Genomic DNA, 18,583 nt, shown 5'->3' with positions numbered 1-18,583 from the left:
ATGTGATATAGAACTCTATTCGATATTAAATTATTATTTCTTAATTTCTGTTTTATTATATTTTCAAAAATTACACTATATTTTTATTTTAAGTTTAAAAAAAGTGTTTTATAGTATATTGTTATACACTTGTTTGATTTTTTTATTAGCAAAAAAACATTAATATTGTAAAGCGTTTAAAACATTTGTATTTTATGAAAAAATCTATTTTAGAAACAGGAAATTTGCTACCAATAGCAGCAGGTTTTCTGTTACTTCCAAACTTTGTTTTTGCACAGAATGCAGAACAAGTAAAGAAAATTAAAGAGTCATCTAATCTCAAGCAACTAAATTTGTTGCAGAAAGGGTTTAGTAAGTCTACTCTTAGTGTTAAAGAGCTACAGGCTAAAGCAAAAGACCTTAAAATTCCATTTATGGGTGAAGCCAATGGTAAACTTTACCAACTTCAAGGCTTTGATAAGAAGGGGAGAGCTCTTTACTATATTACATATAACACGGGAGCTGCCGAAGGTACAGGTACTAGTAAACTTCATCCTAGTGCTGGGGTTTTCAACCTAGAAGGTAGTGGAATGAAGGTGCACGAATGGGACGGAGGAAAAGTGAGAGCTACCCATCAAGAGTTTGGAGGAAGAGTAACTCAGAAAGATGTCCCATTAAGTAATAGCGATCATGCTACCCATGTAGCGGGAACTATGGTAGCATCAGGAGTAGATGCTCTGGTGAAAGGAATGGCTCCCAAGGCTACATTAGATGCTTATGATTGGAATAATGATGAGAATGAAATGGTGGCTGCTGCTGCTGCTGGAGCAATTTTATCCAATCATTCTTATGGTTATTTGGGAGGATTCGAGTGGGGAAATTGGTCAGGAACTCAAGGCTGGCACTGGTTTGGAAGCGATGAGGACACTGAATATAAAGGCTATGGACAGTATACAGCTCCTGATAGAGATTGGGATTTAATTGCTCTTAATGCACCTTACTATTTACCTGTGAAAGCAGCAGGAAATCCTAGAGGAGATGGTCCTGCACCAGGAGAGACACATTATGTGAGAGACTCTGCAGGGCAATGGATGGCTTCAACGAAAGTAAGACAAAGAAATGGAGGTGATAATGGGTTTGATTGTATTATTTTCGGAAGCACAGGTAAAAATATTCTTACTGTAGGCGCTGCAAATAAAATAGTGGGAGGATATAAGACACCTCAAGATGTAAGAATGGCTAGTTTTAGTGCATTTGGACCTGTTGACGATGGAAGAATTAAGCCTGATATTTCTGGCGTTGGTGTTGACCTTAAATCTAGTGTATCTACAGGAGATACTGCTTATGGAACAATGAGCGGAACCTCTATGGCTTCTCCTAATGTTACAGGCTCTTTATTATTGTTACAAGAGCATTATTTCAAGAAGTTTAATGCTCATATGAAGTCAGCTACTTTAAAAGCATTGGCTATTGCTACAGCTAACGAAGCAGGTGAAGCTCCAGGACCAGACTATGCTTCTGGCTGGGGATTGTTGAACGCATTTGATGCAGCGAAAACCATATCCTTAAACGGAAAGTATTCTTTAATCCAAGAAAACACATTAAATAATGGAACCCAAACTTCATTTGATGTTGTAGCAGCAGGAGGTTCTCCTCTTAAGGTAACTGTAGTATGGGCAGACCCAGCACCTAGCACATTGAGCAACGAAGAAGTTTTAAATGATAGGTCAAAGATGTTGGTGAACGATTTGGATGTGAGAGTAATCAAAGATGGTGTAGAAGTATTACCTTGGCGATTAAATCCTGATAATCCAGTAGCTCCAGCCGTTAAAATGGATAATGATGTGGATAACGTAGAGCAGGTAGTGATAGAAAATCCAGAAGCTGGTGCTACTTATACTATTGTTGTAAAACACAAAGGAGACTTAAAGAAAAACGAGGTTAGCCGTGACAACAAAGGAAATCTTATAGTTAATCTTGTGCCAGCTACTTCTCAAGACTATTCACTAGTGGTTACTGGTGTTAATAATGGTGTAAGAAATAATTTAGCAGTTACTGGTGTAAAAGTTACAGTTCCACCTTTACAGTATACTGCTAGTACTCCTATAAGTTTTAGGGTTGAAAACAAAGGTAAAGATGCATACAGTGCGGGAGCTAAGTTAAGCGTTAAACTTGTTAATAAAGACAATAGTAATGAAGTGGTAGCAACAGGGGAATTAGATGTACCGTCTATTGCACCAGCAGATAAAACCTTCCTGACTCATCATTTTGATTTATCTAAATCATTTGTTAATTATTCTGTTGAAGCAGAGTTGGTTTATGCTGCAGACGAAATAAGTTTAGACAATAAGCTATCAACATCAGCTTATGGTATTGTGGCAGATTTAACACCAGATATGGCTTCTCATAAGTTTGGTTTTGAAGATGATTTTAACAAAAATGGTTGGACTTCTGAAGATAAAGATGCAGACGGAAAAACCTGGAGAAAATATGATGATAAAAGTTTAGCTTACGAAGGCAATTCATTTGCACTTAATTTCCCTGGTGAAAAAACAGATGTAGATGACTGGTTCTTTTCTAACCCTCTGAAACTTAAGAAAGATGTTCTCTATAGAGTGGTGTTCTATGCGAGAAAATTCCAAAATTTTACAGAAGCTATAAGTATATCTCTAGGTAACAATCCTAATAGCTCGTCTATGACGAAAGAGCTTACACCTAGAGTAGAGGCTACGGGTAAGTACAATAGATATTTCTATGAGTTTAAAGTTCCAACAGACCAAGTAGCTTATATAGGATTCCGTCATAAAACAGAGGGTACAGACAAGTCTTATGCATTTGCAATGGATAATGTAAAGTTTGAGTACGCAGAAAGCAAACCAAATGTAGACTTCTCGGCTGATAAAGTACAAGCTAACTCTTACGAAACAGTAAGTTTTAAAAATGCTACGATGACGGCATCTACACTTCCTGTAAGTTCTTGGGAATGGACTTTCGCTCCAAATACGGTAACATTTAAAGATGGAACTTCTACCAGTTCTGAAGCACCTAAGGTATCACTTGCGGAAGGTACTTACAGCGTTACCCTAAAAGCTAAAAATGATAAAGGAGAAGAGGTATTAACTAAAAATGATTACATCACAGTTAAGAATACGCCTACAGTAGCAGGTTTCATCTCTAGTGCACAAGAAATATTTGAGGGAGAAGCGGTATTATTTGCTAATACTTCTACTGGTAACCCAGAGCCTAATCAGTTTGAGTGGACTATCACGCCGTCTGATGGTGTAGAATTTACAGGTACTACAACGGCATTCACGGATAAAGATTTGAATGTTAAGTTTACTAAGAAAGGTCTATATAAAGTAAGTCTAAAAGCGACTTCGGAGCATAATTCTGATACGGTAGAAAAAACAGACTACATCAATGTTAAAAAGGTATATAATAGTGTAGATGATTTAACTCACAACTTTGACAAAACCAATAACTTATTAACTTTAAAATGGCAACGTCCCAACCTTAATCCTATTTATAAAGAAGGATTTGAAGATGAAGATGGAAATGCTATGCCTAGTGGTATGACGGTAATAGGTCAGAATTCCATATTAGATTGGTACCTCACAGGGGTATATAAAAAGAGTGGGGAATATGGTGTAAGATCTTACTCTTGGTATGTAAAATCATTTGATGCAGATAATATATTAATAACTCCTAAACTAAGAAAAGGAGCAGAAGTTCTTAGCTTTAATGTATGGCACAAATACAATGAGAGATATGATGTCTATGTAGTGGAAGCTCCAGCTTCTGGAAACGCTCCTACAGCGGAGGAAGTGAAAGCTGGGCATAAAGTCTATACCTTTGAAGCCACTGGAACTAATCCTACATTTAAGTTGGAGTCTGTTAATATCAAAAACTATACAAACAAAGATTTCTTTGTAGCGTTCCACCACAGAACTAAGAAAGATGATAATGGCTTTATACTAGCATTAGATGATATAGAAGTAGGATATGATAACTCTGTGGACGGAAAAGTAGGGGCAACTGTAGGTACCCAAACTCTAAGTAAAGAGGCGCTTCCTGATTTTAAAGCCGACTTCTTAAAAGGAGATAAGCTAGTAACTAGAGAGATGCTGTTACCAGAAACTTCACTGAATAGTGGTATAGGCAGCAAAGTTTCTTTCGGAATATCTACTGTACCTCATTTAGTAGGTTACGAAGTGGTTAAAGATGGAACTAAGGTAAGTGATATAAACGATTACAACACCCGTCTATACAATGAAACAATGACCCAAAATGGCACTTATACTTACGATGTATATGCGGTATATTCTGACGGAGTTAAGTCTGATAAGCAAACGGTAGTTGTTAATATCACCACACTTGCTACATCAGAAGTTGACGCTAATACAGGATTAAAGGTATATCCAAACCCATCTAATGGTAATTTTGTAGTAGAAGCAGTTTCTACTGTATCTGCACTGAAAGCTAGTGTTTACGATATGTCTGGAAAACAGATTTTATCCAACGAGTACAAAGGAAACAGATTTGAACTCAATTTAACTCAACAGCCTAAAGGTGTTTATATCCTAAATCTAGTAGATGATAAAGGTGTAAAACACAATGTAAAACTGATGGTTAAATAAAAATTGATACTTTAAATAAGAATTCAATTTTATAGAAAGTCGGCTCACAAGGTCGGCTTTCTTTTTTGGATATATTTGAGGTTTGGGTAAGGAATGGCATATATAAAACTTAGCTAATATTAACTCGTTGTGCATTTTAAATAATACTGATTTTTAGATGATTTAATTTTCTTTGGAAGATAAATTTATTGATATATTGAATAACCGTTGCGGCGGTTATTTTACTGATTATCCTTGTTTTAAAGCCTTCAAAAGTTTTAGCATAGTTTCTTTTAATCATAAATTGGTCGCAAAGTTGAGAGAAAAATGTCTCAATTCGTTTTCGCTTTTTCTTGTACAATGAAAATTGAGGAATATAATCTTTCTGATTACTTCTCATTGGTGTATCTAATTTAATATTAGCATAGTTAAATAAATCTATTTGAACTTTTGCTGATAAATAGCCTCTATCTCCAATTAAAGTACAGTTTCGCATTTGCTCACCAATATCTTTTAAATAGTGGATGTCGTGAACGGATGCAGGGCTTATATCAAAATTCTTAATCACACCATTTAAAGAACATACTGCGTGTAGTTTATAGCCATAGAAATATAATTTCTGTGAAGCACAATAACCATATGTTGGTAAAGAATAGGATTGCTCTTTACAAATTTTTGAACGAGTAGAACGAGCATTTTCACAAACTTTCATTGGCATGCTATCAACGATAAAAATATCTTCAAACTCATTGAACTCCATCGAAATACGCTGTCTAATTTGCTCTGTTTGTAGGGATAGTCTTCGTTTTCGCTTATTGTAAACACTTCTTTCAATTTTGTTTATCAGAGAGTTTGGCAATTTTCTAAATAACTGTAATTCGCTATCAATACTCAAGTATTCAGCAGTAATATTAAGACTTATGACTTCTAAATCGCTCATTTTAGGTGTTCTTCTCTGATAACTAATCAGTTGATTTTCTGAAAAAAGTCCTAAAACTTCCAAAATTCTTTCATATATTTGCTCTATGTTGTTCATTTATATCGTTTTATAGCAAAAACAATATACTGATTTTCAGTCTAATAAACAACTCTTGTTTTTTTCATTTCATAATGCACAACGGGTTGTTCTAGTCCTATTTTAGAGAAAACGAACGGATACATCATGCTTAGGATAATTACAAAAAAACCAACAAGATAGTTTTTGAAAAATCCTTGTATAAATACAGCATATAAGATGACAATAATGTAATACAATAACTCTAAACCTAAGAAAGTTATAAGGTATTGCCCTATTTCAAATTTAAAATAGCCATAATAAGACTGAATCAGCATTCCTGAAGTAATACTTACTAGCATAATAAGTATCACCATTTTTATAAGTCCTAAAACTTTAGACATCAAAAGCACCCAATTAGGAACAGGAGTACTATCTACCAAATGATTAATTCTAAAATTAGAAGCATTATTAAGACTAATTCCTGCGAATAAATAAATGATTAACAACAAAAATACTTCAAGAAGTCCTTTAGCCATACCTATAACTTTCCAAGTTACAGGATAAGTTCTGGTTCCAAATAACTCTTGCCCTAAGGTATAGCCCGAAAATACAATAAACAGCATAAGTATTGTAATGAAAACAAGAAAAATCCTGTTCTTTACAATGAGCTTAAATTCAAATTTAGATAAACTTATGGCTGTTTTAAAATTGTTCCAAAAATCGTAATGATAGCTTACTTTAGGCAAATTGATTTTAATTATTCCTCCAAAATTATTCTTTGTAAAGCGTTGTGCTTTCTTCTTTTTACCAAAAAAACTAGGCACTGTGTAGTTAAACGAGAATATAAAATAGGTTGCTACAAAAACCAAAACTCCTAGACCAACCCATACAAATCTATTGTAAAGCAAGGCACTCTTGAAAGGGATAAACAGTGTATTCTGCTCTTCAATCGTCCAGTATTCTGTAAGGTAATCTAGTGATATAGCACCATAAGGGTCTAGCAAACTTACCCAAAATTTATCATCTACATCATTGGTCATATTATAGATAAACGACTGAAACAGTATCAGAATTATCACAAAAACAAAACCGATGTATTCATTTCTCGTTAAAGTTACCAATGCAAAAACAAAAGCTCCTATCACAAATATATTAGGAATAATAAACAAAAGATAAGGCTGTATATAGGCAAAAAAATCAATAGGAGCTAATAAATCTTTGTTTGCGAAAGGCAACACAGAAGCTAATAAAAACGCCGCACCTATTGACAAGGAAATCAGTACTGTTACGAGTATTCCACTCAAAAACTTACCCAAAATATAGCTAGACTTACTGAACGGATAAGCGTAAAATATACTATGAAAGTTGTACTTATAATCTCGATATACCGTTGCACCTACTACTGCAGGAATAATAAAATTGATAAAAGTCCCTAACTGTCCCAATAATCCGTTAAGGCTCAAAGCTGAATTTATAAACCTATTAGATGAAGTGGTGGCAGACAAGCTATCAAAGTAGCCCAACGCTATCGCAGATATTAAAAACCCTAAAGAAAAGAAAATGAGTAAATAAAGATAAAATACCCAATTTTTCAACCATCTTTTCAGCTCAAATATAAAAATCGTTTTCATAAGCCTATTGGTCGTTTTTTAGTGAAACAAAGTAAACATCTTCTAACATAGGCTTCACTTCCTCAAAGGTTTCATTAGGTTGCTGTTCAGCATAAACCCTTATATTGAGTGTATTGTCTTCATTAAATTTAGAGGAAAGCAAGTTGTATTTTTCATTAAAATCATCATAATCCTCTCGATTGATAATACGGCTCCACACTTTTCCTTTCAACATTTCTTCCCCTTGCTTAGGTGTTCCTCTAAAAAGTATCTTTCCGCCGTTAAGCACCGCTAAGTCATTACAAAGCTCTCTTACATCATCTACTATATGGGTAGAAAATATAACGGTATGCTTAGTGCCAATTTCTCTCAAAACATTAAGGAAACGACTTCTTTCCGAAGGGTCTAGCCCTGCCGTAGGCTCATCTACTATAATCAATTGAGGATTATTGAGTAACAATTGAGCAATACCAAATCTTTGTTTCATACCGCCAGAATATCCACTCACACTTTTATCTTTCACTTCGTACAAGTTGGTAATTTGTAGCACTTCTTTAATCATAGTTTCTCTTTCGGAAGCATTGGTAATTCCTTTTAAACGAGCAAAATAATCTAATAAACTTTGAGCTGACATATTTGGATAAACCCCAAACTCTTGAGGAAGATAGCCTAGCACCTTCCTCAATGCCATTTTGTCCTCTAAAACATTGATGTCTCCAAAATAAATTTCGCCTTCATCTGGCATTTGTAGAGTCGCAATAGTTCTCATTAAAGATGACTTACCTGCTCCATTGGGTCCTAATAGCCCAAACATTCCGTTCCCTATTTCTAAATTAACTCCATTAAGGGCTTTCACTCCATTGCTATAAGCTTTGGTTAAATTTGAAATTTTCAAGTTCATAATAATTTTTTCTTGTATAAGTAGCTCTATTATAAAAAGTGTTACAAATTTTAGTGGAATTTAGTGATAAAAAGTCTATCCAAGTATCTCACACAAACATCTAATTTTATAAGTAGCCTCTAATAACCTCTAAAAAATTGTATCTTTGCAAAACATAATTAGTCACAAGTATGAGCAGAGAACGCAAAAATTTTTCAGGAAAATCAAGAACAAATCAAAAAAGAGGGAATACTGAGAACTCTCGTGGCTCAAAATTAGGAGGTAGAGATTTTGATTCTAGAGATAAATATGTAAAAGGAGACCGCAGAGGTGGAAGAAGATTTGATGATAAAGAAGCCGACAGAGCTAGAGCTTTTGTCCAAAAAAGAAGAATAAATAAACTTGTACAACAGCCTAAAGATACCATTAGACTTAATAAATATATTGCTAATTCAGGGATTTGTAGCAGACGAGAGGCTGACGAATTAATACAGCAAGGTTTAGTTGAAATCAATGGTAAAGTAGTAACCGAACTAGGCTATCAAGTGCAAAAGACAGATAAAGTGGTTTTTGATGGGCAAAGTATTACACCTGAAAAGCCTGTGTATGTACTTCTCAACAAACCTAAAGGTTACATCTCTACTACAAAAGATGAGAAAGCTAGAAAAACAGTAATGGATTTAACGGCAAATGCTTCTCCATATAGAATTTTCCCTGTGGGACGTTTGGATAGGCAAACAACGGGCGTTATTCTACTCACTAATGATGGACATCTTACCAAGAAACTTACTCACCCTTCTTTCAATATCAAGAAAATTTACCATGTTACTTTAGACAGAAAGCTTACAGGCGAAGATATGGCGACTATAGCCAAAGGGATTAGATTGGAAGAAGGTGTTGCAGAGGTGGATAGCATTTCTTATATAGACGGTAAACCTAAAAATGAAATTGGGATAGAAATTCATATCGGTTGGAATAGAGTGATTAGAAGGATATTCCAAAGGTTAGGCTACGAAGTTGAGGCGTTAGATAGAGTGATGTTTGCAGGGCTTACCAAGAAAAATATCAAAAGAGGCCATTGGCGTATCCTTACCGAACTTGAGGTAAATAACCTGAAGATGTTGTAAATTAGTATTGTATTGATAAAAGTATTTAGTCAAATAAAGTGAGAGTAGGATTTTTAATTTTTTGCTTGCTGATTGGGCTATTCTTCATTCCGCTTCCATTTTTGTATTATGTTTTTGAAAGAAATGGAAGGAAATATATTGTAAGATTTACAATACTGATGATTTGTTTATATCTTTCTGTAATTTATCTATTAGCGAAAGCTTTATAAAAAATGGTGTTTATCTTTAATGAATAAATTAACATTGATTTTTGTTCTTATGATTACAATTAGTTGTGATCCTGTGAGAACTTTAATTCTGAAAAATGACACCCAAAAAAGTAGAAACATTTTGGTTTATGGAAGTTTCATTACTCAAAAAGAAAAACAAAACTCCATAATAACTGAGTTACAAAAAGGAGAAAAAAAGAAAAGCGTATTTTATGGAATTGGAGCTTGGAATGATGTTGAAATAAAAAAGTTTAGCAGTAATATTGATTCAGATAGTGTTTTATGAAAACGGTGAAAAAATTATAATTACTGAAAATATAAAAATTCAAAGTTTACTAAAACAAAATATAAAAGGAATATTAAAAAATATAATTGTAATAAAAGAGTCAAAAATAAAAGATTTTCATTACTAGAAAAATTGAGACTAAGCATTTAAAAAGAAATAAGCGGAAAATATTACTTTTCCGCTTATTTCTATTATAATATTGATTAGAAAACTCTAAATATTTTCTCCTCCTTTTTTCTCTTCTTTATTGGTATTTAATATAAGATAACCTACAATTCCACCGATGAGAGAAGCTATAATAATCCCCATTTTAGCCTCTGGAACATACTCTGGGTGTAGTTTAGTATCAAAGGCTAATTCTGTGATAAATAAAGACATCGTAAATCCTATAGAAGCTAAAAAAGCAACTCCTAACAGATTTTTCATAGATAAGCCTTCTGTTTTTTTAACTATTTTCAGTTTTATCAAAGCACCTAATAATCCAAATATACCTAGTACTTTTCCGAGTAATAATCCCAAAATAACTCCAATAGTAACTAAACTCAAACCATTATCAAAAGAGATAGGAATAGCCGCGTTACATAATGCAAAAATAGGCATCACAATAAAGCTTACAAAACTATGCATACCGTGTTCTAAACGCTGAGAAGGTGGTATTGTTTCTCTTGTTAATTCATGCATATCTTCCACCACACGAATTTGCTCATCAGTTAAGTCTTCGTGTTTTTCATCAGGGTCTATACTTAGAAATTTATCTCTAAGTTCTCTCATTTTATAGACAAAATAACTTTCATTAACTCTAGCACTAGCAGGGATTGTAAAAGCAGCTAAAACAGCAGCAATAGTAGCATGCACCCCTGACATCAAGAAGCAAAGCCAAACGCCTCCTATCCCCAATATAGCATAATGAATAATACTTTTAACGCCCATTTTATTAGAGAAAAGCATCAATGCAAAAATACCAAGCCCCAGGCTTAGGTATCCCATATGTAGTTCATTGGTATAAAATATAGCGATTACCAAAACTGCTCCCAAATCATCTACAATGGCTAAAGCCGTTAAAAATACTTTTAATGGTAAAGGTACTTTATTTCCCAGTAGGTACATTACGCCAAGTGCAAAGGCAATATCTGTTGCCATAGGAATTCCCCAACCGTGTGCAGCATCTGTTCCGTTATTAAAGAAAGTATAAATAAGGGCAGGAAAAACCATACCTCCAATAGCTGCTATAATTGGGAGCATTGCTTTTTTGGGTGAAGCTAATTCTCCATTGGTAAGTTCTCGTTTAAGCTCTAACCCTACTACAAAGAAGAATATGGCCATGAGTCCATCATTTATCCAATGGTGTAATGATAGGTCTAAAGAAAATTCGCCTAGACTAATTACTATATGCTGATGCCAAAAATGGTTATACTCTTCACTCCATTCAGAATTAGCGAAAAATATCGCAATTAAAGCCGCAATAAATAACACTATACCACCCGTTGTGGATTTACTAATAAACTTATTTACTGGTCTTACAATATACTTATCTGCTGGAGTTAAATGAATTTTAGGTTGTTCCATAAAATATTTATCTTTTATCAAATTAAAAAATTAGATTCTTTTTACACTAGTGACTCCCTCTATCCTTCTGAGGTGTTTAATAGTTTCCTCTAGTTGGTCTTTACTTTTAACTTCTAGGCTTATTTGCCCTGTGAAAATCCCATCGGTAGACTCGATACTAAAGCTCCTCATGTCAATGCTCATCGCATTAGTAATAATTTTGGTAATATCATTTATCATTCCCATTCTATCCAAACCTTCTACCTGTACTTTAACACGGTTACTAAAGCTCTCAGCATTTACCCATTTTGCGGTTAAAACACGATAATCATAGTTAGCTCGTAGATTTACAGCGTTTGGACAGTTATCATTATGTACCTTAATACCATCAGAAATGGTTAAAAAACCAAATATCTTATCTCCTGGCACTACTGTACAACACTTGGCAAAAGTATGGTTGAGTTTTTCTTCATCTTTACTAAAAACAATTAAATCGAGGTTTTGATAAGGATTTTCCTCTTTTATATTTTGAGATTTGGTTGAGATTTTTCGGAATTTTTGAAGAAGTGATGAGAAGATACTTTTTCTTTCCGAATATCTTTTCAAATCACCTATATCTAGGCTACCATCATGAAATTTAAGAAATAACTCTTGTGAGGTCTTGAGTGCAAAATATTTTTGTAGATTATTAACCTCCTCCTCACTAAATGCAATTTTAGCACTTTTCAGTTTTCTTTGTAGAATTTCCTTTCCTTCCGCAACACGCTGGTTTCTTTCTATATTTAAAGCATTCTTAATCTTTGATTTAGCTTTGGAAGTTACTACAAAGTCTAGCCAGTCTTGTTTAGGTCTTTGATTGTTAGAAGATAGAATTTCTATTTGGTCTCCATTTTTTAGTACATAACTAATTGGAACTAACTTTCCGTTAATTTTAGCTCCTAAACATTTCATACCCAAATCTGTATGCACAGAAAACGCAAAGTCTAATGCGGTAGCATTTTTAGGTAAAATAGTAACCTCGCCTTTTGGAGTGAAAACAAAAACTTCTTTAGAATAGAGATTAAGCTTGATATCATCTAGCAGCTCGGAGGTTGACATCATTTCCTGATTTTCAAGAACCTCCCTAATCTGAGTTACCCATTGCTCAAAATTGGTATCATCACTATTTCGTCTGAACCCTTCCTTATATTTATAATGAGCCGCTACCCCTTTTTCAGCAATTTCGTCCATTCTTTCGGAACGGATTTGAACCTCTATCCACTTGTTGTCAGGACCTAATACCGTGAGGTGAAGACTTTCATATCCAGTGGAACGAGGAGCAGAAATCCAATCTCGCATTCTTTGAGGGTTACTCTTATAAAGGTCTGTAACAATGGAATAGATTTTCCACGCTAAAAACTTCTCGTTTTTAAGGTCAGATTTGTAAATAATCCTAATAGCGTAATTATCATAAACCTCCTCAAAGCCAACATTTTGCTTCAACATTTTTCTATAAATGGAGCTAATAGCTTTGGTTCTTCCTTTTATTTTGAAATCTAATTCTTCTTTAGAAAGATATTCGGAAACTTCATTTTTAAATTCTTCTAGATAGCCTTCTCTTTGTTCTTTGGCTAAATCTAGTTTGCTGGTAATTTCTGTATAAACTTCAGGATTATTATATTTTAGAGATAAATCTTCTAACTCAGATTTAATATTATAAAGTCCCAGCCTGTGAGCTAATGGAGCATAGATGTAAACCGTTTCGGAAGCTATTTTTTTCTGTTTGTCTGGACGCATACTATCCAGCGTCCTTATATTATGTAGGCGGTCTGCAATTTTAACCAAAATAACCCTAAAATCTTCGGATAATGTAAGTAACAACTTTCGGTAATTTTCGGATTGTATAGAAATATTCTGGTTGTTCATCACCGAAATTTTCGTTAATCCATTAACGATACTGGCTATCTTCTCTCCGAATATCTTTTTGATGTCTTCATAGGTATAATCGCTATCTTCTATAACATCGTGCAATAAAGCACAAGCAATGGAAGTTGCTCCCAAACCTATCTCTTCAGCGACTATTTTGGCTACAGCGATTGGATGGTAGATATATGGCTCTCCTGTTTTTCGCCTTTGATCTTTGTGTGCATCTAGTGCTATATCAAAAGCTTTACGAATGAGCTTATTTTGCTCTTCGTTGAGAGTTCTGTAAGTATTGGATATTAGATCCTTATACCTTGCCAAAATCTCTTTATTTTCTTTTTCTAAATCGTAAACCATATATTTCTACTTTAAAACCAACATAAAACATTTATATACCTCTAGCCTCCAAATAAATCTCCTATAATACCTTCTTCTGGTATATCGTCAGAATCATTAGACTGTTCTTTTTCTTCTATTTCGGGTTCTTCTTCATCCTCTCTTTCTGGAATGGTAATATTGATGGATTTCACTTTTTCCTTAACAAACTGATTGCCCATTGCTTTAATCCCTTTAACTGCTATAAACTCGTCTATATCTACAATTTCAGGGTCTTTTTCTTTGCCTGTTTTGTCTTTTCCGAAGATAATTTCTGCAGTACAACCGTCTTGAGCGCCCACAAATTCAATAAAGGATTTTGGGTGTTCACTAGGCATAAATACTTGAGGATTAAGGGTGTTATCTAGTAAGAATCTCTTAATGAAATAGATTTCCTTCTCGCCATCATAGTAGATACAAGTAATAGGTTGGTCTGGTCTCCATTTTTCAAGTACTAGATACTCATCATCAAAGCGATTCATCAAATCAAAAGTCATTAGTTTAGCTTCTCCTTTGGTATTGATGGTAAGTATTTTATCATCTCCTTTGAAACTGCCTAATAATGTACCTCTTGCATCGGCATTAAGCCTTCTCACTGTTTCATCAAACCATATTTTCCTAGGTGCTAATGTGGAAACGCCTTCTTCCTTCAAATCTACCTTTTTTACGGCATATTTGGTGACTAGATTTCCTCTAGAATTTCTACCCTTAATGGCTAAATCTGAAAAGTCTATCTCTATTTTATTTTTTCGTATTCTAGCATTAGGCTTCAAAAGAACCGTTACTACCTCTGCTTCTCCATTAGGATTAGCGGAGAAGTAAAGTACTTCTGAACCTTTAGCTTCAGAAGCTAAAGGATATTCGGTATTTCTTGTGATGGAGGTTACAGAAAACCTTTTCATATAGTAAGGTCCCGTTTTGCCCTCTCGGTAAATCATATTATAAACGGTGCGTTTATCATTTTTTTTCCAAACGCCTGTGTGTATAATATCTTTGCCCACAAAAGTTTTGGGTTCTACCTTAGTTACTTGCATTACCCCATCTTTTCTGAAGGTAATAATATCGTCTATATCGGAGCAATCAAACACATACTCGTCTTTTCGAAGTGATGTTCCTATAAAGCCCTCTGCCCTATTAACATAGAATTTTTCGTTAGCTACGGCTACTTTTGTGGCATCAATAGTATCAAAAACTCTAAGTTCTGTTCGGCGTTCTTTATCCTTACCAAATTTTTTTTTAATATTAAGGAAATAATTGATGGCATACTCTACCAAATGAGCTAAGTGATGCTTAACTTCCTCCATTTTACCTTCAAGAGCGGCAATATTTTCTAATGCTTTATCTCTATCATATCTAGAAATACGCATAAACGGAAGCTCCGTAAGACGAATAATATCCTCGGTAACCACCTCTCTCATTAAGTTTTTGGTAAAAGGTTGAAGGGCTAAGTTAATGGCTTCGTAAACCGCTTCTTTAGAGTCTTTGCCTTTAATCTCTTGGTAAATTTCGTTTTCAATAAAGATTCTTTCTAGAGAAGCAAAATGCCACTTGTCTTCCAACTCTCCAAGTTCTATTTCTAGTTCTCTTTTTAGAAGAGAAACGGTGTGGTCTGTATTTCTCTTTAAAATTTCCGAAACACTCAAGAACATCGGTTTATCGCCTACGATAACACAAGCGTTGGGCGAAATGGAAATTTCACAATCTGTAAACGCATACAAGGCATCTATCATCTTATCAGGCGAAACATCATTATTAAGATGAATGTTGATTTCTACCTGGTCAGAAGTGTTATCTTCTATCTTTTTGATTTTAATCTTTCCTTTCTCGTTAGCTTTGATTATACTATCAATCAAGTCGCTAGTCGTTTTGGAAAACGGAAGTTCAGTAATGCATAAAGTATGCTTATCTTTTTGGATAATCCTAGCTCTCGCCCTTAATCTTCCACCTCTTTCGCCATCGTTATAGTTGCTAACATCTAGCATACCACCCGTCATAAAGTCTGGATAAAGCTGGAATTTCTTTCCTTTAAGATATGCAATAGAGGCTTCTATCAGTTCATTAAAGTTGTGAGGCATCACTTTAGTAGAAAGCCCTACACCAATACCTTCCACACCTTGAGCGAGAAGTAACGGAAACTTAACAGGTAAATCTATAGGTTCATTATTTCTGCCGTCATAAGATTTTACCCAGTGAGTCGTTTTTGGGTTGAATACAACTTCTAATGCAAAAGGAGTTAGCCTCGCCTCTATATATCTAGCAGCAGCAGCGGAGTCGCCAGTATAGACATTTCCCCAGTTACCTTGTGTGTCTATAAGGAGTTCTTTTTGACCAATCTGAACCATTGCATCTGTAATGGAAGCATCACCGTGAGGGTGATATTTCATTGTATTCCCTACGATGTTCGCCACCTTGTTGTAACGACCGTCTTCTAACTCTTTCATAGAGTGCATAATCCTCCTTTGTACAGGTTTGAAACCATCAAAAATAGAAGGAATGGCACGGTCTAATATCACATAAGATGCGTAATCTAAAAACCAATCTTTATATAATCTTGAAACTTTTTTCAGTGTTTCTCCTTTCTGATATTGTTCTTCCATTACTAATTTATATCTCTATTGTTAGAGTTTTCTTGATTTGATTTTATGGTTCTGTTAAGCGATAGTTTTAAATCTTTTATCTCTTTACTATTAAGGTAAGAAATATCGTATTTAAGCACAGTCAAACTTCCTTTCTTATTTTTTAGTCTTATATATAATCTTCTAAACAGGAAAACATCAACTATTTCGTAAGAATCTAATTTATATTTTGGAAATTCATCTTTTGCGTTTTTGCCTAGAGAATCAATGATATTTCTATTTTGAAAATTAAGGGCTTCGCCATCACTATCGTACTCAAAAATTTGTCTTCCCCTGATATAAAAAATGAGATATAGAAGAATGGCAAAAGCTATAATACCAATATCAATAGGTATAGTAAATAGTTTTGCTACTTTATTTTGTAGTATAAAGAAAATTAAACCTACCAATAGCGTTATATTTGCCAAAGTAAATATAAACTGATAATAGGGAGTTCTTACCTTATTACTTAATCTCATAGTTTTTTAATACACAAATTTATTCTCCTTCTATAACTTCTTCTACAACTAAATTTTCTAGAATAAACTGCTGTCTATCAGGTGTGTTTTTACCCATGTAAAATTCTAGAATTTGGTCTATAGTTTGGTCTTTCCCTATCACCACAGGTTCAAGTCTAATGTCTTTCCCTATAAAGTGTTTAAATTCCTCTGGAGAGATTTCTCCAAGACCTTTAAATCTAGTGATTTCAGGGTTTTTACCAAGTTCATTTAGTGCTTTTATACGCTCTTCTTCTGTGTAGCAATAGCGAGTTTCTTTCTTATTCCTTACCCTAAACAATGGTGTTTGTAAGATATACAAATGTCCATTTTTAATTAAATCAGGGAAAAACTGAAGAAAGAAAGTTATCATCAATAATCTAATGTGCATACCGTCCACATCGGCATCGGTAGCAATAATGACTTGATTGTATCTTAAATCTTCTAAACTTTCCTCTATATTAAGTGCGGCTTGTAAGAGGTTGAATTCCTCATTTTCATACACTACTTTCTTGGTAAGTCCGTAGCAGTTAAGTGGTTTCCCTTTGAGAGAAAACACGGCTTGAGTTTCTACATCTCTAGACTTAGTGATAGACCCTGATGCAGAATCTCCCTCCGTTATAAAAATCTGAGTTTCTGATTTTCTATCGGCTTTTTGCTCATTGTAGTGTTGCCTACAATCTCTTAGTTTTTTATTGTGTAGAGATACCTTTTTAGCTCTTTCTCTAGCGAGTTTTTGTATTCCAGAAAGTTCTTTTCTTTCTCTTTCAGAAACTAGTATTTTCTTATAAATTGCCTCTGCAACTTCTGGGTTTTTATGTAGGAAATTATCTAATTTGGTCTTAAGAAAATCTATCACAAAAGTTCTTACGGTAGGACCTTGTGGACCAATATCATTAGAGCCTAACTTGGTTTTGGTTTGAGATTCAAAGACAGGCTCTTCTACATTTATAGAAATCGCGGCAATAATGGACTTTCTAATGTCCGAAGCATCAAAGTTTTTATTGAAAAATTCTCGTATTGTTTTTACATAAGCTTCTCTAAAGGCATTAAGGTGCGTTCCTCCTTGTGTAGTATTTTGCCCATTAACAAACGAAAAGTAAGTTTCCGTTTGAGACTTATCCGAGTGAGTAATGGCCACTTCTATATCATCACCTTTAAGATGTACAATTGGATAAAGCGTTTGGCTTTCCATTTCTTCCTCCAATAAATCTTTCAGTCCATTTTCGGAAAAATAAGTTTCTCCATTAAAAATGATTTTAAGACCTGGGTTTAGATAAGCGTAGTTTCTGAGCATACGCTCTATATACTCTTTTCTGAATTTATAATTCAAAAATATTTCAGCATCTGGAATAAAGGTAATTTCAGTTCCGTTTCTATCGCTAGAGTCTTCTTCTGGAAAATTCTCTGTGATATTACCTCTGCAAAATTCAGCCACTTTAGTTTTATTATCTCGCACCGATTTTACCCTGAAATATTCGGATAAAGCATTAACTGCTTTTGTACCTACTCCGTTAAGTCCCACCGATTTCTTAAATGCCTTACTGTCATATTTCCCTCCAGTATTCATTTTAGAAACAGCGTCTACCACTTTCCCCAAAGGGATTCCCCTTCCATAATCTCGGATTTGGACTTTTCTGTCATCTAGCTTGATTTCTATCCTTTTACCAGCTTTCATTCTGAACTCATCTATGGAGTTATCCAGAATTTCCTTTAATAAAATATAGATACCATCATCAGCCGATGAACCATCTCCCAACTTCCCAATATACATACCTGGACGAAGTCTAATATGCTCTTGCCAATCGAGAGTTCTAATGTTATCTTCGGAATAATTAACCTGTTGTAATGCTTCACTCATAAATAAGCCTCTTTTTTTAATGTAAAAAACAATAACCCACAAATTTAAGCAAACCTATTTTAAAAGAAAAATTTTAAACAAAAG

At 34.2% G+C, this 18,583-nt stretch carries 11 protein-coding genes; 3 read left to right on the top strand and 8 right to left on the bottom strand.

From position 1 onward, the window contains the following. Positions 1-194: 194 nt before the first annotated feature. The gene (locus tag VIX88_RS00310; RefSeq protein WP_064971202.1) at positions 195-4,616 is read left to right on the top strand and encodes a S8 family serine peptidase; all 4,422 of its coding nucleotides are present in this window, start codon (positions 195-197) and stop codon (positions 4,614-4,616) included. 136 nt (positions 4,617-4,752) lie between these two features. Here the strand turns inward: VIX88_RS00310 and VIX88_RS00305 are convergent, their stop codons facing one another. From VIX88_RS00305 to VIX88_RS00295, 3 genes are read right to left on the bottom strand one after another with little or no spacing between them, the layout of a single operon-like run. Further along, complete coding sequence (locus tag VIX88_RS00305) at positions 4,753-5,631, bottom strand: IS982-like element ISRa1 family transposase (RefSeq protein WP_127919808.1); 879 nt, start codon at positions 5,629-5,631, stop codon at positions 4,753-4,755. Between the two features lie 41 nt (positions 5,632-5,672). Then, complete coding sequence (locus VIX88_RS00300) at positions 5,673-7,223, bottom strand: ABC transporter permease (RefSeq protein ID WP_237190344.1); 1,551 nt, start codon at positions 7,221-7,223, stop codon at positions 5,673-5,675. Between the two features lie 4 nt (positions 7,224-7,227). Next, positions 7,228-8,103, bottom strand: coding sequence for an ABC transporter ATP-binding protein (locus VIX88_RS00295; RefSeq protein WP_064969568.1), 876 nt, complete (start codon positions 8,101-8,103; stop codon positions 7,228-7,230). A gap of 170 nt (positions 8,104-8,273) precedes the next feature. Here VIX88_RS00295 and VIX88_RS00290 point away from each other — a divergent pair, with 170 nt between their 5' ends. Further along, positions 8,274-9,209, top strand: a complete 936-nt coding sequence (locus VIX88_RS00290; protein ID WP_064969567.1) for a pseudouridine synthase — start codon at positions 8,274-8,276, stop codon at positions 9,207-9,209. A gap of 228 nt (positions 9,210-9,437) precedes the next feature. Beyond that, complete coding sequence (locus tag VIX88_RS00285; protein WP_127919810.1) at positions 9,438-9,704, top strand: hypothetical protein; 267 nt, start codon at positions 9,438-9,440, stop codon at positions 9,702-9,704. Between the two features lie 213 nt (positions 9,705-9,917). Here VIX88_RS00285 and nhaA read toward each other — a convergent pair whose 3' ends face one another. From nhaA to VIX88_RS00260, 5 genes are read right to left on the bottom strand one after another with little or no spacing between them, the layout of a single operon-like run. Beyond that, complete coding sequence (gene nhaA, locus VIX88_RS00280) at positions 9,918-11,270, bottom strand: Na+/H+ antiporter NhaA (protein ID WP_004919015.1); 1,353 nt, start codon at positions 11,268-11,270, stop codon at positions 9,918-9,920. Between the two features lie 30 nt (positions 11,271-11,300). Then, positions 11,301-13,508: a RelA/SpoT family protein gene (locus tag VIX88_RS00275; RefSeq protein WP_061710068.1), complete on the bottom strand. Its 2,208-nt coding sequence runs from the start codon at positions 13,506-13,508 to the stop codon at positions 11,301-11,303. A 41-nt stretch (positions 13,509-13,549) separates the two neighbouring features. Beyond that, on the bottom strand, positions 13,550-16,123 hold the full coding sequence (locus VIX88_RS00270; protein ID WP_061710067.1) for a DNA gyrase/topoisomerase IV subunit A: 2,574 nt from the start codon (positions 16,121-16,123) through the stop codon (positions 13,550-13,552). 2 nt (positions 16,124-16,125) lie between these two features. Next, the gene (locus VIX88_RS00265; protein ID WP_004919024.1) at positions 16,126-16,620 is read right to left on the bottom strand and encodes a hypothetical protein; all 495 of its coding nucleotides are present in this window, start codon (positions 16,618-16,620) and stop codon (positions 16,126-16,128) included. A gap of 19 nt (positions 16,621-16,639) precedes the next feature. Further along, positions 16,640-18,499 carry a DNA topoisomerase IV subunit B gene (locus VIX88_RS00260; protein ID WP_061710066.1) on the bottom strand — a complete coding sequence of 620 codons (1,860 nt, stop codon included), beginning with the start codon at positions 18,497-18,499 and terminating at the stop codon, positions 16,640-16,642. Between the last annotated feature and the right edge of the window lie 84 nt (positions 18,500-18,583).

This window comes from Riemerella anatipestifer, from assembly GCF_035666175.1.
GTDB classification, from domain to species: Bacteria; Bacteroidota; Bacteroidia; order Flavobacteriales; family Weeksellaceae; genus Riemerella; species Riemerella anatipestifer_D.
The sequence above is the reverse complement of the archived record's forward strand: the minus strand, read 5'-3'. Positions and strand labels throughout refer to the sequence as shown.